The sequence below is a fragment of the Sphingomonas sp. KRR8 genome (assembly GCF_023559245.1).
Taxonomy (GTDB): domain Bacteria; phylum Pseudomonadota; class Alphaproteobacteria; order Sphingomonadales; family Sphingomonadaceae; genus Sphingomicrobium.
Window position 1 is genome coordinate 2,216,028 of record NZ_CP097462.1, and the last position, 19,586, is coordinate 2,235,613.

Annotated in this window: 22 protein-coding genes and 1 tRNA gene; 17 read left to right on the forward strand and 6 right to left on the reverse strand. The window is 67.0% G+C overall.

Annotated elements, in window-relative coordinates:
* Positions 1-43: 43 nt before the first annotated feature.
* From M8312_RS11185 to M8312_RS11220, 8 genes are read left to right on the forward strand one after another with little or no spacing between them, the layout of a single operon-like run.
* Entirely contained in the window at positions 44-949 is a 906-nt protein-coding gene (locus M8312_RS11185; RefSeq protein WP_250117771.1) for a heme o synthase, read from the forward strand.
* Complete coding sequence (locus M8312_RS11190; protein WP_250117772.1) at positions 946-1,083, forward strand: cytochrome c oxidase system small membrane protein; 138 nt, start codon at positions 946-948, stop codon at positions 1,081-1,083. The genes M8312_RS11185 and M8312_RS11190 overlap by 4 nt, the downstream gene beginning before the upstream one ends.
* On the forward strand, positions 1,080-1,640 hold the full coding sequence (locus M8312_RS11195; RefSeq protein WP_250117773.1) for a cytochrome c oxidase assembly protein: 561 nt from the start codon (positions 1,080-1,082) through the stop codon (positions 1,638-1,640). Before M8312_RS11190 ends, M8312_RS11195 begins: the two co-directional genes overlap by 4 nt.
* A 35-nt stretch (positions 1,641-1,675) precedes the next feature.
* A complete protein-coding gene (locus M8312_RS11200; RefSeq protein WP_250117774.1) occupies positions 1,676-2,524 on the forward strand; it encodes a cytochrome c oxidase subunit 3 in 849 nt (282 codons plus the stop codon).
* A complete protein-coding gene (locus tag M8312_RS11205) occupies positions 2,521-2,895 on the forward strand; it encodes a DUF983 domain-containing protein (RefSeq protein ID WP_250117775.1) in 375 nt (124 codons plus the stop codon). Before M8312_RS11200 ends, M8312_RS11205 begins: the two co-directional genes overlap by 4 nt.
* The gene (locus M8312_RS11210; RefSeq protein WP_349773283.1) at positions 2,892-3,485 is read left to right on the forward strand and encodes an SURF1 family protein; all 594 of its coding nucleotides are present in this window, start codon (positions 2,892-2,894) and stop codon (positions 3,483-3,485) included. Before M8312_RS11205 ends, M8312_RS11210 begins: the two co-directional genes overlap by 4 nt.
* Positions 3,482-4,714 (forward strand): M16 family metallopeptidase, encoded by a 1,233-nt coding sequence (locus tag M8312_RS11215; protein ID WP_250117776.1) that lies wholly within the window; start codon positions 3,482-3,484, stop codon positions 4,712-4,714. Before M8312_RS11210 ends, M8312_RS11215 begins: the two co-directional genes overlap by 4 nt.
* Positions 4,711-5,574, forward strand: coding sequence for a class I SAM-dependent methyltransferase (locus tag M8312_RS11220; protein WP_250117777.1), 864 nt, complete (start codon positions 4,711-4,713; stop codon positions 5,572-5,574). Before M8312_RS11215 ends, M8312_RS11220 begins: the two co-directional genes overlap by 4 nt.
* On the opposite strand, the gene M8312_RS11225 is transcribed toward M8312_RS11220, so the two are convergent.
* The 3 genes from M8312_RS11225 to M8312_RS11235 are packed head-to-tail and all read right to left on the reverse strand — an operon-like array spanning position 5,571 to position 7,161.
* The gene (locus tag M8312_RS11225) at positions 5,571-6,206 is read right to left on the reverse strand and encodes a heme exporter protein CcmB (protein WP_250117778.1); all 636 of its coding nucleotides are present in this window, start codon (positions 6,204-6,206) and stop codon (positions 5,571-5,573) included. The genes M8312_RS11220 and M8312_RS11225 overlap by 4 nt on opposite strands.
* Positions 6,203-6,766, reverse strand: coding sequence for a heme ABC exporter ATP-binding protein CcmA (gene ccmA, locus M8312_RS11230; protein WP_250117779.1), 564 nt, complete (start codon positions 6,764-6,766; stop codon positions 6,203-6,205). The genes M8312_RS11225 and ccmA overlap by 4 nt, the downstream gene beginning before the upstream one ends.
* On the reverse strand, positions 6,763-7,161 hold the full coding sequence (locus M8312_RS11235; RefSeq protein ID WP_250117780.1) for a metallopeptidase family protein: 399 nt from the start codon (positions 7,159-7,161) through the stop codon (positions 6,763-6,765). Before M8312_RS11235 ends, ccmA begins: the two co-directional genes overlap by 4 nt.
* 96 nt (positions 7,162-7,257) lie before the next feature.
* Between M8312_RS11235 and M8312_RS11240 the strand changes: the two genes are divergently transcribed.
* Positions 7,258-7,348, forward strand: a tRNA-Ser gene (locus tag M8312_RS11240).
* Positions 7,349-7,400: 52 nt separating this feature from the next.
* Here the strand turns inward: M8312_RS11240 and M8312_RS11245 are convergent.
* Complete coding sequence (locus M8312_RS11245; protein WP_250117781.1) at positions 7,401-8,066, reverse strand: FkbM family methyltransferase; 666 nt, start codon at positions 8,064-8,066, stop codon at positions 7,401-7,403.
* 299 nt (positions 8,067-8,365) lie between these two features.
* Between M8312_RS11245 and M8312_RS11250 the strand changes: the two genes are divergently transcribed.
* From M8312_RS11250 to M8312_RS11260, 3 genes are read left to right on the forward strand one after another with little or no spacing between them, the layout of a single operon-like run.
* Positions 8,366-9,565 carry a CDP-glycerol glycerophosphotransferase family protein gene (locus M8312_RS11250; protein ID WP_250117782.1) on the forward strand — a complete coding sequence of 400 codons (1,200 nt, stop codon included), beginning with the start codon at positions 8,366-8,368 and terminating at the stop codon, positions 9,563-9,565.
* A 3-nt stretch (positions 9,566-9,568) separates the two neighbouring features.
* On the forward strand, positions 9,569-10,660 hold the full coding sequence (locus M8312_RS11255) for a glycosyltransferase (protein ID WP_250117783.1): 1,092 nt from the start codon (positions 9,569-9,571) through the stop codon (positions 10,658-10,660).
* The gene (locus M8312_RS11260) at positions 10,657-12,006 is read left to right on the forward strand and encodes a lipopolysaccharide biosynthesis protein (protein ID WP_250117784.1); all 1,350 of its coding nucleotides are present in this window, start codon (positions 10,657-10,659) and stop codon (positions 12,004-12,006) included. The genes M8312_RS11255 and M8312_RS11260 overlap by 4 nt, the downstream gene beginning before the upstream one ends.
* On the opposite strand, the gene M8312_RS11265 is transcribed toward M8312_RS11260, so the two are convergent.
* Positions 11,986-13,089, reverse strand: a complete 1,104-nt coding sequence (locus M8312_RS11265) for a glycosyltransferase family 4 protein (protein WP_250117785.1) — start codon at positions 13,087-13,089, stop codon at positions 11,986-11,988. The genes M8312_RS11260 and M8312_RS11265 overlap by 21 nt on opposite strands.
* Positions 13,086-14,093: a 2-dehydropantoate 2-reductase gene (locus M8312_RS11270; RefSeq protein ID WP_250117786.1), complete on the reverse strand. Its 1,008-nt coding sequence runs from the start codon at positions 14,091-14,093 to the stop codon at positions 13,086-13,088. The genes M8312_RS11265 and M8312_RS11270 overlap by 4 nt, the downstream gene beginning before the upstream one ends.
* A 243-nt stretch (positions 14,094-14,336) precedes the next feature.
* Between M8312_RS11270 and trpD the strand changes: the two genes are divergently transcribed.
* From trpD to M8312_RS11295, 5 genes are read left to right on the forward strand one after another with little or no spacing between them, the layout of a single operon-like run.
* Positions 14,337-15,401: an anthranilate phosphoribosyltransferase gene (gene trpD / locus M8312_RS11275; protein ID WP_250117787.1), complete on the forward strand. Its 1,065-nt coding sequence runs from the start codon at positions 14,337-14,339 to the stop codon at positions 15,399-15,401.
* Positions 15,394-16,734, forward strand: coding sequence for a bifunctional indole-3-glycerol-phosphate synthase TrpC/phosphoribosylanthranilate isomerase TrpF (gene trpCF / locus M8312_RS11280; RefSeq protein ID WP_250117788.1), 1,341 nt, complete (start codon positions 15,394-15,396; stop codon positions 16,732-16,734). Before trpD ends, trpCF begins: the two co-directional genes overlap by 8 nt.
* On the forward strand, positions 16,731-17,912 hold the full coding sequence (gene trpB, locus M8312_RS11285; protein WP_250117789.1) for a tryptophan synthase subunit beta: 1,182 nt from the start codon (positions 16,731-16,733) through the stop codon (positions 17,910-17,912). The genes trpCF and trpB overlap by 4 nt, the downstream gene beginning before the upstream one ends.
* A complete protein-coding gene (gene trpA, locus M8312_RS11290; protein ID WP_250117790.1) occupies positions 17,909-18,727 on the forward strand; it encodes a tryptophan synthase subunit alpha in 819 nt (272 codons plus the stop codon). Before trpB ends, trpA begins: the two co-directional genes overlap by 4 nt.
* Positions 18,711-19,586, forward strand: a complete 876-nt coding sequence (locus M8312_RS11295) for an SDR family NAD(P)-dependent oxidoreductase (protein ID WP_250117791.1) — start codon at positions 18,711-18,713, stop codon at positions 19,584-19,586. The genes trpA and M8312_RS11295 overlap by 17 nt, the downstream gene beginning before the upstream one ends.

A 19,586-nucleotide genomic window follows, 5' to 3' on the forward strand; every position in this document is an offset into this window, starting at 1 on the left:
CCTAGCGCCGCTGGTCGCGTCCCACTATATGCGCCGCAGACTCATGCCGACCGCAGCTACCACCATGCACCTGCCAGCCGACTGGCGGGACCTGTTCGCGCTTACCAAGCCGCGCGTCATGACCCTGGTCGTGTTCACCGGCCTGTGCGGGATGCTGGCCGCGCCAGTGACCCTGCACCCCGTGCTGGCCTTCACGGCGGTCCTGTGCATCGCGCTGGGTGCCGGCGGGGCCGCGGCGCTCAACATGTGGTACGAAGCGGATCTCGACGCGCAGATGCGGCGGACGGAGAAGCGGCCCCTGCCCGCCGGGCGGCTGGATCGGCAGACGGCCCTGCATTTCGCCATCGGCCTGTCCGCCATGTCGGTGATCCTGATGGACCTCGCCACCAATCACCTGGCGGCGCTGATCCTGGCGTTCTCCATCTTCTTCTACGCGGTCATATACACCGTCTGGCTGAAGCGACGGACACCGCAGAACATCGTCATCGGTGGTGCGGCGGGTGCCTTTCCGCCGCTGATCGGCTGGGTCGCGGCGACCGGGCGGGTCGAGCTTCTGCCGGTGCTGCTGTTCGGGCTGATCTTCCTATGGACGCCGCCGCACTTCTGGGCGCTCAGCCTGTTCGTTCGGACCGATTACGCCAAGGCCGGAGTGCCGATGCTGCCGGTGGTCGCCGGGCTGCCGCATACCCGGTTGCAGGTCCTGCTCTACACGCTGCCGATGGTCGCGGCGGCGGTGGCGCCCTGGCCGCTCGGCCTCACGGGTCCGATCTATGGCGTGACCGCGGCCTTGGGCTCGGCGTTGTTCCTGGTGCTGGCGGTCGCCGTGTGGCGCAACCGGGCGACCGAGCCGGCGGCGATGAAGCCCGAGAAACAGCTGTTCGCTTATTCGATCGTCTATCTCTTTGTCCTGTTCGGCGCCGTCGTCGCCGACCGCTGGTGGCCCCTATGATCGCTCCCCGACCCGAAGATGAAATCGTCCGCGCACGTCAGAAGAGCGGGGCGCGGGTGACCGCCATCCTGCTGATCGCCTTTGTGGTGCTGACCTTCGCCATCACCATCGCCAAGCTGACGGTGAACCGGTGAACGCGCCGGCCAAGGTCGAGCACGATCGCCGCAACCGCAAGGTCGCGACCCGCGCCGCGCTGTTCATGTTCTTCATGCTGGGCGTCGCCTTCGCCTCGGTCCCGCTCTATCGGGCTTTCTGCCAGGCGACGGGCTTCGGCGGAACGCCGCGCCGGGCCGAGGTGGCGCCGGGTGCCGTCGCGGGTCAGATCAGCGTTCGGTTCGATTCGAACATCAACGCCGCGCTTCCCTGGGAATTCCGGCCCGAGCAGACGGTGGTGAAGATCCACCCGGGCGAAAAGACGCAGATCAGCTATTTCGCGCACAACATGAGTGCGCGGGTCACCACCGGGCGGGCCGTGTTCAACGTGTCGCCGGATCTTGCCGGTCAATATTTCAGCAAGATCGCATGCTTCTGCTTCACCGAGCAGACGCTTCGCCCCGGTCAGAAGGCGCACATGCCGGTCGTGTTCTTCGTCGATCCGCAGATCCGCAAGGACCCCGCGACGAAGGACATTCACGAGATCACGCTGAGCTACACTTTTTACCCAGTGGAAAAACCCGGAAGCGCCAGCTAAGGCCTCGCCCAAACTCGATGAACACGGGACTTTCGATGGCCGCTACCACCAAGAACCATCCGTATCACATCCTGCCGCCGAGCCTCTGGCCACTGGCGGGGAGCTTCTCCGCGCTGTTCCTGACGGGCGGCGGCGTGATGTGGATGCATGACAACCCTTACGGCAAGTTCGTCTGCATCGCCGGCCTGCTCGGCGTTCTGGGCGTCATGTACAGCTGGTGGCGCGACGTCATTCACGAAGCTCATGCCGGCGACCACACGCCGATCGTCCAGCTCCACCTGCGCTACGGCATGATCCTGTTCATCGCTTCGGAAGTGATGTTCTTCGTCGCCTGGTTCTGGGCCTACTTCATGAACGCCCTGTTCCCCAGCGCGGCCGAGAGCGTCGGCGCGCAGTGGCCGCCCAAGGGCATGGAGGTGCTGAACCCGTTCGGCTTTCCGCTGCTCAATACGCTGATCCTGCTCTGCTCGGGTACCACGGTGACCTGGGCCCACCACGCGCTGATCAACGGCGATCGCAAGGGCCTGAAGAACGGGCTCCTGCTCACGATCATCCTGGGCATCACCTTCACCTGCATCCAGGCGTATGAGTATATCCACGCGCCCTTCAGCTTCTCGTCGGAGCATGCGACGGCGGAGAGCCCGGCCAACATCTACACCTCGGCCTTCTTCATGGCGACGGGCTTCCACGGCGCCCACGTCATCATCGGCACCATCTTCCTGATCGTCTGCTACCTGCGGGCGGTGAAGGGCGACTTCACGCCCAAGCAGCACTTCGGCTTCGAAGCCGCGGCCTGGTACTGGCACTTCGTCGACGTGGTGTGGTTGTTCCTGTTCGTCTCCATCTACATCTGGGGCGGCTGGGGCGCCCCGATGCACGGGTGACGCAAGACGGCGAGCGGCGGGAGCCCGATGCGCTGAAGACAGCGCTGACCGGCACCTGCCCACGCTGCGGAAAGGGCCGGCTGTTTGCCGGCCCTGTTCGTTTTGCGAGCCGCTGCAGCGACTGCGGCCTTGATTTCGAACAGTTCAACGTCGGTGACGGACCGGCGGCTTTCCTGATCCTGATCGTCGGCGCGATCCTGGTGATCGGTGCGCTGATTCTCGATGCAAGCGCTGAGCCGCCGTGGTGGGTGCACCTCATCTGGCTCCCGATCGGCTTGGTGCTTACCGCTGGCGGGCTGCGGCTTGCCAAGGCGTGGCTGCTCGGCGCGGAATATCGCAACCGGGCCCGAGAAGGGCAGCTCGTCCCATGATCCGACGCCTGCCGATCATTCCCACCATCATCGTGCTGGCAGCGGTCGCGACCATGATCGCGCTCGGCTTCTGGCAGTTGCGCCGGGCGCACGAGAAAGAGGCATTGCTTGCCCGTTACACGCAGGCTCAAGGCCTTCCGCCGACCGTCTGGCCGACGGTGCCCACGCCAACGGAACGACTGCCACTGTTCCGCCGGGCGAGCGCCAACTGCCTGGAGGCCGTGACGCAGAAGGCCGTGGCGGGCCGCAGCCTTCAAGGCGACAGCGGTTACAGTCACCTGGTCGATTGCCGCACCGGCGGAGCGGAAGGGCCCGGCCTCCGGGTCGACATCGGCTGGTCGCAGGATCCGAATGCCGGCAAGGGCTGGCGCGGCGGGCCGGTCAGCGGGATCATCGGACCCGATGGCGAGAAGCGGATGCGGCTGATCTCATCGGTTGGCTACGCCGGACTGCAGCCGAGCGCCCCGCCAGACATCAACGACATTCCGAACAACCACCTGTCCTATGCGGTGCAATGGTTCGCCTTCGCCGCCGTGGCGCTGCTGATCTACGGCTTCGCGGTGCGGGCCAGGCTCAAGGAGCGGGCGTGAACGCGGCGCTGCACCGGCTCCCCAACGGCATGGCCGTGGTCGCCGATCCGATGCCAGGCGCGCAGTCGGCGGCGGTGGGGCTCTATGCCGCGGTCGGCTCGCGGTTCGAAGCCGTGGGCAAGGGCGGGCTCGCCCACATGGTGGAGCACATGGTGTTCAAGGGCGCCGGGAGCCGCGACGCCCGGGCCATCGCCGAGGATATCGAGAATGTCGGCGGATCGCTGAACGCCTGGACCGCGCGCGACCAGACCGCCTTTCACGCGCGTGTGCTGCCCGCGGACGTGCCGCTGGCGGTCGAGCTGATCGCCGACCTCGTGCGCGCACCCCGATTCGATCGCGAGGAGCTGGAGCGCGAGAAGGGCGTCATCCTGTCCGAACTTGGCGAGATCCTCGACAATCCGGAGGATCTGTCGGGCGATATGCTGTTCGAGGCCGCCTTTGCCGACCAGTCGCTCGGCCGCCCGGTGATCGGGACCGAGGCGACGATCCGGGACTTTACCACTACCGACCTCCAGAACTGGATCGGTGGTCAGTTCACGCCCGAACGCCTGATGCTGATCGGGACCGGCGCCATCGATGCCGAGGCGCTGCTGGCTCTGGCCGAGGCGAGGTTCGGGGATCTGGTCGCTGGGAGCGTGGCGCCGCAAGCCCCTGCCCGCTTCACTGGCGAAGCGCGGCGCGAGGCCCGGCGGACCGCGCAGGCGCACTGGCACCTCGGCTGGGCGGCACCGGCTGGCGCGGATGCCACGATGCCGGCGGCGGCGGTTTTCTCCCAGGCAGTCGGCGGCGGAATGAGCTCGCGCCTGTTCCAGCAGCTGCGCGAGGAACGAGGCCTCGCTTATTCGGTCTACAGCTGGGTGCAGGGCTTCGCGGACACCGGCCTGTTCGCGGTGTCCGCCGCCACCGATCGCGGCGACGCGCCGGCCGCGCTGGCGTTGGCCCAGGAAGTGGTCAGGACGGCCGCCGAGACCCTCGACGAGCGGGAGTGCGGGCGAGCCAAGGCCCAGATCGAGGCGCAGCTGCGGATGAGCCTGGAATCGGTGCAGGGGCGCGCCGACCACCATGCCCGCTCGGTCGAGCTGTTCGGCCGGCTGATGAGCCTGGAGGAATCCCTGGCCGAACTGGCGGCGGTGGACGTCGGCGCGGCGCGCGCGGCGGGTGTCGCGATGCTCTCCGGGCGACCGGCGTTCGCGGCGATCGGCGGCGGTACGCTCGCTCTCGCTGCATGAGCGACCTGCGCACGATCGTGGCCGAGCCGTGGGCGGACTGGGGCCTCCTCGACAGCGGGCACGGCCGCAAGCTCGAACGCTATGGCGACGTGCGGGTGATCCGGCCGGAGCCGCAGGCGATGTGGGCGCCCGCCAGCGACGACTGGGCGGCCGATGCCGAATTCGTGCCCGGCAGCGACGAGGATGGCGGTGGGCGCTGGGTGCACCAGCGGCCCGTCCGCGCGAGCTGGCCGCTGGCCCGGGGCGCCGTCCGCTTCCACGCCAGCCTGACGCCGTTCCGGCACCTTGGCTTCTTTCCGGACATGGCGCCGCAATGGGACTGGATGCGGGAGCGGACCGACGGTGCCGAAGTGCTGAACCTGTTCGGCTATACGGGAGTGGGTACCCTCCAACTGAGTGACGCGGGCGCGCGCATGGTCCACGTCGATGCGTCGAAGAAGAGCGTCGAGGGCGGCCGCGCCAATGCGGCCCTGTCCGGCATGAGTGAACGACCCATTCGCTGGATCGTGGACGATGCCAGCAAGTTCACCGCCCGCGAGGTCCGGCGCGGACGTCGCTACGACGGAATCCTGCTCGATCCGCCCAAGTTCGGGCGCGGGCCAACCGGTGAGATGTGGCGGCTGGAGGAGCATCTGGCGCCGCTGCTGGCCGACTGCCGCCGATTGCTGGATGCCGACAGCCGCTTCCTGGTACTGACCGTTTATGCCGTCAGGATGAGCGCGCTCAGCATTGGCGAGCTGCTGCGACAGACCATGGCGGAGCTCGGCGGCACGGTGGAATGTGGGGAGATGGCCGTGCGTGAGGAAGCGCGCGGGCTGCTGCTTCCGACGGCGATCTTCGCCCGCTGGAGCCGCGACTAGCTTCGCAGCGACTTCAGCGCCGCGCCCCCGGCGAACGGCGCTCCGGCGGTGATGAACAAAGCGGTCGCGGCTTCCAGCGCAATTGCCCCCGATTCGCCGGCGGCGGCCCCCGCACCGAAGATGAGCAAGGGCACGGCAAGCGGAAGCAGCAGCAGCCCGCCGAGCGCCGCGGAGCCCCGCAATCCGGCGGTGAGGCTGGCGACGGCGACGGCAAGGGCGGCGAGGGCTGGCGTGCCGATGGCCAGGCTGGCGAGGCCACGTCCCAGGGAAGATGCGTCCATTCCGAGCAGTGCGGCGGCCGGAAAGCTGGCGAGGAGAAGTAGGGGTCCGAACGTCAGCCAGTGGCCCGCGATCTTGGCCGCGGCAGTCAACTCGTCAGTGAGACCCGCCAGCATCAGCTGGTCGAGCACGCCGTCCGCTCGGTCGGGTTCGATCAGCCGTTCGATCGGCAGCAAGGCCGCGGTCAGGGCCGCGATCCACAGCGCGCCACCGGCGATCCGCGCCAGCAGTCGAGGATCGGGACCGACCGCGAACGGCAGGATGGCGACCACCAGCAGGAAGAAGGCGACCGGCAGCCAGGCGGCGGCGCTGAGTGCCCGGCGAACTTCGCGAAGGATCAGCGGACCAGTCATGCGACGGCGAGGTCGAGGGTGCGCCAGCCCTCCGGCGGCAGCGGCTGGTGCGAGGTGAGGAGGACTGCCCCACCCCGCGCGCGATGCCGGTCGATCAGCGCGGTGACGAGTGGGATACTCGCAGCATCAAGTCCGCTCAGCGGCTCGTCGAGCAGCCACAGCCCAGCGCCTGAGGCCGCTACCCGCACGAGCCGCGCGCGCCGCGCCTGTCCCGTCGAAAGCAGGCGAACTGGAACGTCGGCAAGGTGCGTAAGATTGAGCGCAGCAAAGGCTTCATCCAGCGCCCTACTCTTTACCCAGAAACGCAGTGCCCGGGACAGCGGCAGTTCGCGATCCAGCGCCAGCCCCTCGTCGGCGAGCGCGAGCCGTTCCGCCTCGACTTGCCCGGCTATAGGTCTGAGCAGTCCGGCCGCGAGCCGCAGCGCACTGGATTTGCCGGCCCCATTGGGGCCGCGCAGCCACAGCCCCTCGCCTTCCACAAGCCCAAACGACAGGTTTTCGAACAGCAGCCGGCCGCCGCGCCAGCAGGCAACGTCGCTGAAGCGCAGCAGGGTGCTCACGGCGCCTCACCTTCGAGCGCGTGCATGTCGGCATCGGAAAAGCCGAAATGGTGACCGACCTCGTGCACCAGGACATGGCTGATGAGTGCTTCCAGATCCTCCCCTTCGGCCGCCCACTCGTCGAGCAGGGGACGGCGGTAAAGCAGGATTCGATCGGGAAGGGCGCCGCTGTCGCTGACACTCCGCTGGGTCAGCGGCCGGCCCGAGTAGAGGCCCGTGAGATCGAACGGGTCGTCGATCCCGAGTTCGGCCAGGACCTCCTCGTCCGCGAACTCCTCCACCTGGAGGACCACGCCGGTGAGATGCCCGGCAAACGGCTCGGGCAAGGCCAGGAGCGCGGCCCGGGCGAGCGCCTCGATTTCGGCGGCAGAAGGGGACGGACCGAAAGCGCGCATCGGCGTGGACTTAGCGACTCGACGTGAACCGCGCGAGTGGCTTGTCCACCGGCCCCCGCTTCCCTAGAGAGCGCCTCTTCCAGGCATCCCAAGTGCGGAGCGGTGGCCGAGTGGTCGAAGGCGCTCGCCTGGAAAGTGAGTATACGGCAAAACCGTATCGAGGGTTCGAATCCCTCCCGCTCCGCCAGCTTCCGCGAGAAGATCACGCAGCAGACGTACGAAATCCGAGCGTCTTGCTGTTAGATCCAGTCGAGCCGCCAGTGCCCCAAGCCGTTTGCCTCAAGGCGCTTCTTCAGGTCGTTCGTCTTAGCGGCAACCTCTGGTGAGAAGCGCTCATGGGTTTCAACCACTGCAATGCCGATGCGGTCAGCAAGCTTCTCGTCAAGCAAACGATGCAATACGGGTATCTCGGCGCCTTCAATGTCCATCTTCAGAAGCGTGATTCTGCCAAGCCCCCGCACAACCTCGGCAACGTCGACGCACTCGATCTCGTCTTTGATAACATCCGCATCGAAGCGTTGTGCTACAAAGCTCGCGGCCACCGTTGTTTCCACCGCGTCATAGCCATTGTGCGGAATGGGCGTGGAAAGGGTCAGCGTACAGTTGCGGTCCATGAGCCCTTTGTTGTGCAGGTGCACATTTGATTGAGCCGCGAACCGGCGCTGCAGGGTCGCAAAGCAGATCGGGTTAGGTTCAAATGCATGAACTGTCGCTCCAGTTCGAGCGGCCTTGGAGGTGATACTGCCGACGTTCGCCCCTGCATCGATGATGACGTCGCCTGGTCCAGCAGGCACGAACAGATCGATCTCCTCGAACCGCACACCAGACGTCTTCCGGAGTGTGTTCTGGAGGCGCTCAACTATTGGGTGATAGCGGATCGCCCGATACGCCGATTTGCTTAGCATTCCTGAATTCCTCGACTGCGAACAAACTGCGTAGCGAATCGCTTTCAACCACCCGAAAGTTGACCTTGCACTTAGTCTGTGTCCAAGGATTTGTTCTTGAGGGCAGCATCGGAAAGGTGCGTCCGATCGGAAACGGATTGTCAGAGCAGGGCGGCGGTTTGCCAGACGAACCCCTGCGATGCTGACGTACGCCTGCGGCAGTCGGTACTTCGCTGCGAAGTCATTTGTGGTGGTGGCCTGCCTCCGCCATAGCTTTGCCCCCGGGAGGCGACAGGGGTGGGGCTAAGAAGGTGGCGGCGGTGAGCGCGACGGATAACGGGACGACGACCCGCGTCGGCTTTCTCTTCAATCATGACCAGATCCATCAGATCGGGCACAGCCTGCCGGTGGCGCTCGCCCTTGCGCGACGGCAGCGGCCTGACCTCGAAGTGCTGCTGATCACGACCTCGGACCGGCTTCGTGCGGAGGTCGACCGCTTGATCGAGCGCCAGGACGAGCGGCCGGCGCTGACGATGGTGCATCTTCGTCCCCGGCGCTGGTCCAGCCGCCTGGCGAGCAGGCTGCTCGAACGCTGGCTGCCGGTTGCGAAGCTGGCCATCTACCGCGACAATCTGCCGTTCTTCCGTACGCTCGACGCACTGGTGGTGGCGGAGAAGAGCTCCACCCTGCTCAAGACACGCTATGGCCTGGATGACCTTGTCCTCATCCACACCCGCCATGGAGCCGGCGACCGGGCGATCGGTTTCAATGCCGCGAGCCGGGCCTTCGACCTGGTGCTTGTCTCCGGGCCGAAGATCGCCAGGCGGCTGACCGAAGAGGCCGGTGTGCCGCCGGACCGGCTTGCCCTGGTCGGTTATCCCAAGCTCGACCTGTTGCCGGAAAGCCCGACACAGCTGCCGGTCCAGGCCAGTGGCAAGCCGACGGTGCTCTACAACCCTCACGTTTCCCCGCACCTGTCATCCTGGTACGAAGACGGGCTGACGGTGCTAGAATGGTTCGCCGCGCACCCTCAGTACAATCTCATCTTCGCGCCGCATGTGATGCTGTTCGAGCGGCCGCTAACGGTCACGATCGACCGGCTGACTGCTCGTCGGCCGGGCAGGATCCCGAAGGATCTTGCCGAGGCGCCGAACATCCTCATCGATCTGGGCTCACCCGCCGCGACCGACATGACCTACACGCAGGCCGCAGACCTTTATCTCGGGGATGTCAGCAGCCAGGTGTATGAGTTTCTGGAGCGGCCGCGGCCGTGCGTTTTCCTCAACACGCATGGCATCGACTGGCGGAACGACCTCAATTACGCGTTCTGGCAGGCGGGCGAAGTCGTCGACGACGTTGCCGACCTGCCGCGAGCACTCGAGCGAGCCTGGCGCGACCATCCACGCTACCTTGCGGCCCAGCAGCGATTGTTCGCCGAAAGCATCGATCGCGGCGATCTCCCCGCTTCGGAACGCGCCGCCGATGCAATCCTTCGGCGGCTGATCGGTGCCTCAGGCTAGGTCATGGCCGGCTCGCCGTTGAAGCAGCGGCCGATCGGGGTCGTATTGCACGACCTGTCCGGCGGCGGGAGCGAGCGGATCGCGCTGCGGCTGGCGCATGGCTGGCAAGCGCTGGGCCGATCGGTCGTGCTGTTGTGCGGTGATCCGCATGGGCCCTTGCAAGGGCTTGCAGAGGGGCTGCCACTGATTACTCCGGAGCGGCCGATACCACGCGGCCTTGGCTCTCGCCGGCGGCTCTCACGATGGGTCTCCATGCAGGCTGATGAGCGAGAGCTTGGCGGATTGTTCCTGCCCGGCAATTACCACTTTCCGCTGCTCGACGGGCTCCGCTTTTCGATTGGCAAACCACCGGTCGTTCTGGCGAAGCTCAGCAACACCATCGCGCGTCAGCGGCAGTTCAATCGGCTGAGGCCCTTCTGGCGGGGGCGCATGGCCCGTCGCTCGCGCCGTGCCGATGCGGTCGTTGCGATGTCGCCGGCACTCGCGGGCGAGGCCCGTAGCATTCTTGGCCCATTGCCGCTCAGTGTGGTTCCGGAGCCGATCATCGACGACGATTTTGAGCCGCCCGACGGGACCGGGCCACGCGCGGGTCTCATCGCCGCCGGCCGTTTCGCTCCCCAGAAGGACTTCGGCCTGCTGGTCGAGGCGGTCGTGACGCTTGCCGACCCAACGATAACGCTGACCATCGCCGGCGACGGGCCGGGGCTGGCGCCGCTCCGCCGCCGCGTCGGCAAGGCACTGGCGAGCCAGGTTCGCTTGCCGGGGCGGGTGCAGGAAATCGCGCCTCTGCTGCGGACCGCACGCGTGTTCGTGCTGAGTTCGCGGTTCGAGGGCTATCCCGCAGTACTGATCGAGGCGCTCGCCAATGGCTGCCGGCTGATCGCCACCGATTGCAGCCCGGCCATTCGCGAGATCATCGGCGACCCTGCGGTGGGCGAGATCGTTCCGGCCGGTGAGGCGCGCGCGCTGGCGGACGCAATGGCACGGCAGCTCTGCCTTGCGCCGCCGCCACCGGAGGCTATGGCACGAGCAATCGCCGAGCATCGCCTGGGACGAGCGGCCGCATCCTATCTGGAATTGTTCAACCGCCCATGACCACCGCCACCACCGCCGAGGAAGGCGGCGCGCTGCGCCGGATCTTCGCCAATCTCGGCCTGCTGGCGAGCGGCAAGATAGGGGCCGGCCTGCTCAGCCTCTGTTATGTGGTAATCGTCACCCATGCGCTGGGTGCGACCAATTACGGCATCCTGATCCTGCTTCACGGCTACACGACGCTGATCGGCAGCCTGATCGCATTTTCGGGCTTTCACGGGGTGGTTCGCTACGGGAACTTCGCGCTTCAGGCCGGCGAGCATGGCCGCCTGATGCGGCTCATCCGGTTCATGGCGCTGCTCGAGATCGGCTGCGGAGCGATCGCGATCCTCATCGCGATGGTGCTGGTCCCGTTCATAGGGCCGCGGCTGGGCTGGTCGGCCGATGCGATGCGCTTCGCCATTCCGTACGCCTTTGCGATCGTCGCGACTGTCCGGGCGACGCCTTACGGCATCCTGCAGATTGCGGAGCGCTTCGACCTGCTTGGCTTTCACCAGCTGATCAACCCGCTGGTGCGGTTGGGCGGCTGCCTGCTGACGCTGGCGCTTGGTGGCGGTCTCGTGACCTTTCTCACCATCTGGCTGCTCGCGTCGCTGGCAGAGGGCCTCAGCATGTGGGCGCTGGGCCTGTGGATTCTGCGCAAGATGCGGCTGTCGCACGGATTGGTTGGTCCGGTGCGTGGAACGATTGCCGAGAACGAAGGGCTGTTGCCGTTCATCGTCACCACCAATGTCGACATCACCTTGAGCGAAATGGGGCCGAAGCTCGCCCCGCTCACCGTTGGCTGGATGCTTGGCCCGGCGGCGGCGGGCATCTTCTCGCTCGCCCAGCGCGCCAGCGTGGTGCTCCAGCAGCCGGCCCAGATGCTCGCCAACTCCAGTTATGCAGTGGTCGCAAAGCTGATCGCGCAGCAGGACTTCAAGGGCTTTCGCAAGGCAGTGTGGCACTCGGCCGGCGTAGCGACGGCGGTCGGGGTACCGATGTGCCTGATCCTGGGCACATTTGCCGACCCCATCATGCACTTCATCGGCGGGCGCAGCTTCACCGGTAGCGGGACGGCCTGGATCCTCTCGCTGACCGCGGCCGGGCGGCTCCTGACCCTCGGCACGGCGCCGGTCTCGCCAGGCCTGATCGCGCTCGGGCTTCCGAACAAGTCGATCAATGCCAAGTTGATGGGCAACCTGCTGCTTTATCCTGCGCTGCCCCCGCTGCTTTGGTGGTTGGGGCTAAACGGAGCCGGCTGGCACGCGCTGCTGCAAAGCGCCGTGATCGCCGGCAGCCTGCTGTGGTCCTTCCGCGTGGCCGTTCGACGCTACAAGCGCGGTGAGCTAGAGGTGGCCGCGGTCTGAGCGGAACGTCGCCACCCGCTTGAGGATGATTGCGGCAATCTCTTCGAACTGCTGCTGGGCGAAGCGGTCGAGCACCGTCTGCCGCGCCGCGTGGCCCATTCCGGCGAGGCGTTCCGGAGCGGACAGCAGTCGCCGCAGGGCCTCCGCAAGCTCGCGCTTGTCGCCCGGCGGAGCAAGCCACCCGGTTTGGCCTTCGTTGATCGTGAAGGGCATCTCACCGGTACGGGTGCCGAGCACCGGCAGACCGGCCTGCATCGCTTCGTGGGCGGCGATGCAGAAGCCTTCGCGGCGGGATGGCTGGAGATAGGCGTGAAGACCGGTAAGGAATCCGCGGGTGTCGGCCACGAAGCCGGCGAAGTGGAGCTCTTCGATGCCCGCGTCGGCCGCCTTGGCCCGTAATACTGCCTCGTCCGCACCTTCCCCGCCGATGGTGACTCGATAGGGGGCGGCAGGCTGAAAGCCGCTGCCTTTCAGCTCGGCAAGAGCGTCGATCAGCAGGTCGTAGCCCTTGTTCGGATGCAGTCGTCCCAGACTGCCGAGTTCAAGGAGCTGACCCGGACGCCATGGCGAAGCCTGTGGCGCCTTGGGATCGGCCGCGAAGATGGGCCAGGTGATCACCCGGTCGGCGCGCAGGCCAAGCCGCTCCTCCGTCAGGCGAGCGACGGACGCGGAGTCCGCCACCCATAGGAGCGCCGCCTTGCGCCGCGCACGGAGCAGCCAGCGGTTGGAAGGCTTCAGGAAGGCATTGTGCTGCCAGCTGACCACCGGCACCCCGGCCTGCTGGCCAGCCCACTGGCCAAGCAGGGTGGCGCGGGTCAGGGAGGTCCAGATCAGGTCCGGTCGGTCACGGTCGATCTGTTCGTTCAGCCAGCGAAGCGCGCGGCGGTGGTCCTTTTCACCCCCTTCGCGGATGCTGACCCGCAGGCCGGCCCGCTCAAACGCGGGCAGCGCCTTGCCGTTGCGGCGGGTGAGCGCGACCACATGGACCTCGGCGCCCGCCTTCTGCAGTGCCGCGACAATGGCCGGGACTGGGAGGGCGGCACCACCGCCCTCTACCGAGTTGATGACGTAGAGGATCTTCATGCGGCGCGGGGCAGCACCTGCGCCGGATCCAGCCCGGGCGACCCCTCACCCTTCGCCTCTGCATCGCGGATCAGCGCGATGATGCGCTCGCTGACGGGTGCGGGGCGGCCCAAGCGGCGGGCGAGATCGACCACCGCACCCTGAAGCTCGGCAATTTCGGTCGGACGCCGCCGCTCCAGGTCGTCCCACATCGACGAGCGGGCTTGGCGGTCGATCCGCACGGCGGAGCTCGCCAGCCGGCGGAACAGGGGAGTTGGTAATCGCAGTACGGTGGGGAACCACTTGAGCGGGAACTTGCCGATCCCCGCCGGGTCGACACCGGCGAGGCGAAGGAGGTCAAGCGCCTCGCTCTGCTGGGCCGCCAACACGCGTCGCCAGCGGCGGTCCTGCAGCTGTTCGTGCAGGGTGAGGCCGGACAGCGCGTTCAGCGCATTGTTGAGGTTGATCACCAGCTTGCCCCAGGCGACTGCGGTGATGTCGTCGATTGGCCGAACGCCGAGATGCGGGACCGCCATCGGCTCGAGCAGCGTCGCATCGCTGGTCTCGATCACCAGGTCGCCCGATGTGCCACGGTGGAATCTGCCGTTGCCGAGGTGGAGCACATTGAACGGGACCATGCCGGCCAGGACGCGGCGGCCGGCCAGTGCGGAGCGCAACGTATCGGCGTTGCCCACGCCGTTCTGCAGGCTGATGACGATGGCGCGCTCGGACGCGTGGCTGGCAATCAGTCCCGCCATCTCCGCCGTGGCGCCACTTTTCACGGTGACGACGATCAGGTCTGCCTCCGAAAGTGCCCCCGGATCGGAGGCGAAACGGAAGGAGCCAGGGCCAATCTCCAGATCAAGCCCGTCCAGACTGGTGAGCCTAAGAGGATGCTCGCGAAGCTCGCGCCCGATCCGTTCACGCCCGAGCAGGGTAACCGGGCGTCCGGCGGCAGCCAGCAGGCCACCGACGTAGCAGCCGATGTTACCCGCACCGGCAATGACAATCCTGGCCTTGCTCATGCCTGCCACCATGGCCTTTCGGCCGGCGTTGACAAGCCGTGCCGAAGCGGGGAGGTAGGCGCCATGCTTCGCGCATCGACCACCGCCGCTTCGACTGCCGCCGCCTGGCGTTGGTGGCGTGTGCCTGTGGCGGCGGCGCGATGGCGCTGGCGGTAAGCGGATCGAATAGACCGACTTCACTGACCAGACTGCATCGACCCGCCTTCCGGCGGGTTTTTTTATGCTCCACGAAAGCTTCCCTTCATGTCCCTCTCCAGCGCCGCTTTGCTTGCACCCCACCTTCCGCCCGACCAGGGGCCGGTTCCCAACCCGATGCCCCGGCTGCTCGCCGGCGAGGATCTGAGCGCCGATGACAGCAAGCATCTGTTCGAGCGGCTCGTGCTTGGCCGGCTCGAGCCAGGTGAGATTGCCGGAATGCTGGTCGCCCTGCGCCTCAAGGGGGAGACCTCTGAAGAGATGATCGGCGCGGCCCGCGCGCTGTCGGAGGCAGCCGTGGACTTCCCGCGACCGGACTATCTGTTCGCCGACTGTTGCGGCACCGGGGGTGACGGCTCTGGATCGATCAACATTTCCACCGCCGCCGCGTTCGTCAGCGCCGCCTGCGGATTGCCCGTCGCCAAGCATGGCAATCGCTCGGCCAGCAGCCGCTGCGGGTCGGCCGACGTGCTCGAAGCCCTTGGTGCGACGCTGGAGATGGCGCCCGACCAAGCCCGCCGCTGCCTAGATGAGAGCGGCTTTTGCTTCCTGTTCGCGCCGGCCTACCACCTGGGTATGAAGCATGCGGCGGTGGTCCGCCGGCAGCTGCAGGTCCGCACGGTGATGAACTTGCTGGGCCCCTGCGTGAACCCGGCCAGGCCGCCCGTGCAACTGCTGGGCGTCGCCGATCCCGGGCTGCTTCGACGGGTCGCGCTGGTCCTGAAGGCGATGGGCGCCCAACAGGCGCTGGTCGTGCATGGCGGCGGGCTGGATGAAGTTGCGCTGCATAGCGACACGCGGGCCATCCGCCTGCACGGTGGCGAGTTGACCGAGGTTGAGCTGTCGCCCGAGCAGGCGGGGCTTGAGCGTGCTCCGCTGACCAGTGTGGAAGGCGGGGACGCCCAGGAGAATGGCGCACGATTGCTGGCGCTGCTGGAGGGGCGCGGTGCAGCCGCCGAGGCCGCGGTCGTGGCGATCAACGCGGGCGCGCTGCTGATGACGGCCGGGGTCGCAAGTGACCTCAGAGAAGGGACGGGCATGGCCGCCGACGTGCTTTCCAGCGGCAAAGCGGCGAACGTCCTCAAGACTTATGTCGAGGCGAGCCGTGGCTGACGTCCTGGCACAGATCGTCGCGCACAAGCGGCAGGAGGTGGCCGCCAGGCTTGCGGACTTCGACGGCAGCGCCGCCGAGCCGAGCCGACGCTCACTGGAGCAAGCCCTGCGGCAACCCGGTGTCCGCTTCATCATGGAAGTGAAGCGCGCCTCGCCCTCGGGCCATCGGTCGGCCCATTCGATCGAGACCGCCGCACGGGCTTATGCGGGTGTCGCGGATGCGGTCAGCGTGTTGACCGATGAACGCTTCTTCCAGGGCTCGTTCGAGGCGCTGCGGACAGTCCGCGCACTGTTCGACGGGCCCATCCTCGCCAAGGATTTCGTGGTCGACCCGCGGCAGGTCACCGAGGCGCGGCTGCACGGGGCCGACGCGGTGCTCTGCATGTTGTCGGTACTGGATGACGAAGGCGCCAGCGGCGTCATGGCCGAGGCGGCGCGGCTCGGCATGGACGTACTGACGGAGGTGCATGACGAGGGCGAGCTTGCCCGGGCGGTGGCGCTCGGCGCGCGGATCGTCGGGATCAACAATCGCGACCTCAAGACGCTCAAGACCGACCTGGCGGTGACTGAAAGACTGGCGCCGCTGGTGCCGGCGGACGTGGTGCTGGTCAGCGAATCGGGGGTTGGGACCCGCTCCGATGTGGAGCGGCTCGCGCCATTCGCCGACGCATTTCTGGTCGGCTCGTCACTGATGGCCTCCGATGATGTGGGAGAAGCTGCCCGCGCGCTGGTGTTCGGTCGGGTGAAGATCTGCGGTCTGACGCGGGCCGAGGACGTCCTGGTCGCGGCGGCTGCGGGTGCGACCCACGCCGGGCTGATCCTGGTGCCAGGCACCCCCCGCGCACTGACGCTGGAGCAGGCCAGGCCCCTCGCGGTTCTCGCCCGGGCCAAAGGGCTGAAGCCAGTCGGCGTATTCCGCGATGCTTCGGTCGACGCAGTGCTCGCCGCCGCAGCCGAACTCGACCTCGCCGCGGTGCAGCTGCACGGTCAGGAGCGCGCGGATGAGGTAGCCGCGATCCGCGCCGCCTTTCCCGGCGAAGTGTGGACCGCCGGTGTCGAGCAGCGTGGCGGTCATCGCGCGTTATTCGACCATGGCCCCGGCGGCACGGGCGAGACGTTCGACTGGAGCACCATCGCTGATCATCCCGCACTTGGCGCGGCGATCCTGGCTGGTGGCATCGGGGTCGACAATGCCCGCGCGGCGCAGGCCACTGGCGCCTACGGCATCGATGCCAGCTCGAGGCTCGAAGCGGCGGCGGGTATCAAGGATCACGACAAGCTGAGGGCGCTGCTCGAAGCGCTTCGACCGCAGGACCGAAAGGCAAACACATGAAGCATGACGGACGCTTTGGCCGCTTCGGCGGCTGTTACGTGCCCGAGATCCTCGTTCCCGCGCTGGAACAGCTGGAGGCAGCTTTCCTGGAGACAGAGCAGGACCCGGCGTTCCACACGGAGCTGGAGGAACTGCTCACCACTTACGCGGGGCGGCCCACCCCGCTGACCCTTTGCCGCAACCTGGGCGGGGAAAGCCCCGCACGGATTTACCTGAAGCGCGAGGATTTGCTGCACGGCGGTGCGCACAAGACCAACCAGGTGCTCGCGCAAGGCCTGCTTGCCAAGCGCATGGGCAAGCGCCGGCTGATCGCCGAGACGGGCGCGGGTCAGCATGGCGTCGCCACCGCGCTTGCGGGCGCCCTGTTCGGACTTGAAACGGAAATCTACATGGGCGCCGACGACGTTGAGCGGCAGCAGCTCAACGTTTTCCGGATGGAGCTGATGGGTGCCAAGGTCATCCCGGTGACCGCGGGTGGCCGCACCCTCAAGGACTCCGTGAACGAAGCGCTGCGGGACTGGACCGCGAGCTTTCCGCATACGCATTATCTGCTCGGAACGGCGGCCGGTCCGCACCCTTTCCCGACGATGGTCCGGCAGTTCCAGCGCGTGATCGGCAAGGAAGCGCGGGCGCAGGTGCTGGAGGCTGAGGGGCGGCTGCCTGACGTCGTGGTCGCCTGCGTCGGCGGCGGCTCCAACGCGATCGGCATGTTCAGCGACTTCGTCCCCGACGAAGGAGTTCGGCTGATCGGCGTGGAGGCGGCGGGCAAAGGCCTGTCCGGTCACGAACATGGGGCCACCATCCTGCGCGGAAGCCACGGCATCCTGCACGGGACCGAGACATTGGTGCTGCAGGATTCGGACGGACAGATCAGCGACAGCTGGTCGATCTCCGCCGGCCTCGACTATCCGGCGGTCGGACCCGAGCACGCCTTCCTCAAGGAAAGTGGCCGGGCTGATTACGTCGGTGTGGAGGATGATGACGCGCTCGCCGCCTTTCAGGCGCTGGCGCGGACGGAAGGGATTATTCCTGCCTTCGAGAGCGCGCATGCCATCGCTCATGCAATCAAGCTGGCGCGGGAGGCGGACAGGGAGATGGCCATCGTGGTCAACCTTTCGGGCAGGGGCGACAAGGATATCGCCTCGGCCGTCAAGCTGCTGAAGCCGGAGGCCGCATGAGCCGCTACGACGAGATGTTCCTGCGCCTTAAGCAGCGGAACGAGGGCGCGTTCGGCGGCTTCCTGATGCTCGGCGATCCCGACCTTGGGACAAGCGCGAAGCTGCTCGATACGCTGGTGGAGGGCGGCGCCGACATGATTGAGGTTGGCATTCCCTTCTCTGACCCAGTCGCTGACGGCCCGGTAATCCAGGCCGCGGCGGATCGGGCGCTGCGGGCTGGCGTGCGGGTCGACGACTGCTTCGAGCTGCTCACGGCCTTTCGCCAGAGCCACCCGGCGGTGCCGGTTGGCATCCTGACCTATGCCAATCTCCTGATCGCGCGCGGGCTGGACCGCTTCATGGCCGATGCTGCAGCGGCGGGTGCGGATTCGATCCTGGTTGCCGACGTGCCGAGCCTAGAGGCCGAGCGCTTCGCCAAGGCGGCGCGAGGGGCGGGGCTGGAGCTCGTCATGATCGCGGCGCCCAACACGCCGAGAAGCGTCGTGGAGCGGATCGCGGCACTGAGCGGCGGCTACACTTATTGCGTCGCGCGTGCCGGTGTGACCGGGACCGGCGAAAGCTTGGCGCTCGATCACAAGGCTATCTTCGCCAGCCTGGCGGAGGCCGGAGCGCCGCCTCCGATCCTCGGCTTCGGCATCTCGACGCCCGAACATGTCGCCGAGGCGCTGGCGAGCGGTGCCAAAGGCGTGATCGCCGGCTCCGCGCTGGTGAAGCTGGGGACCGATGTGAAGGGCCTGCGCCAGCTTGTCAGCGCGATGAAGGACGCTACTGCCCTGCTTCAACCAGAAAGGGAGCTGCATGGCCATTTCGCTTGAGCGCAAGACCGCGATCGTCACCGGTGCAGGTGGGGGCCTTGGCCGCTGCCATGCGCTGCTGCTGGCCCGTGCCGGCGCCAGGGTGATCGTCAACGACATTCCGCAGAACCTCGATCACGCCCAACAAGTGGTGGAGGAAATCCGTGCGGCTGGCGGCCAGGGCGAAGCGTTCGGCGCGTCGGTGACCGACGAAGCGGCAGTGGCGGAGATGGTCGGCAAGGCGGGCGCCGTCGACATCCTCGTCAACAACGCCGGCATCCTGCGCGACAAGAGCTTTTCGAAGATGGACCTCGCTGACTTCCGGTTGGTGGTCGACGTCCATCTGATGGGCAGCGTCATCTGCACCAAGGCGGTGTGGGATGGCATGCGGGAGCGCAATTACGGCCGCATCGTGATGACCACGTCATCGAGCGGACTGTACGGCAACTTCGGCCAGTCCAATTATGGGGCGGCCAAGATGGCGCTCGTCGGCTTCATGCAGACCCTCGCGCTCGAGGGCGCCAAAAACAATGTGAAGGTCAACTGCCTGGCGCCGACGGCGCGCACGGCGATGACCGAAAACCTCTTGCCGCCCCAGGCGCTGGAGCTTCTCAAGCCCGAGTTCGTCAGCCCCGCGCTGCTCGCGCTGGTGGCCGAGAACGCGCCCACTCGGACCATCCTTGCCGCCGGTGCGCAGGGGGTCGAAGCCGCACAGATCACGCTCACCAAGGGCATCGCGATCAAGGGTATGGACGACCTCGACGCGGCCCAGGTGATCCTCGACCGGCTCGCGGAGATTGGCGACTTGGCGACCGCGACCGTTCCGGCCTCTGGCTTGGAGCAGGGACAGGTCGAGCTCGGCAAGGCGCTCGGCGCCTGA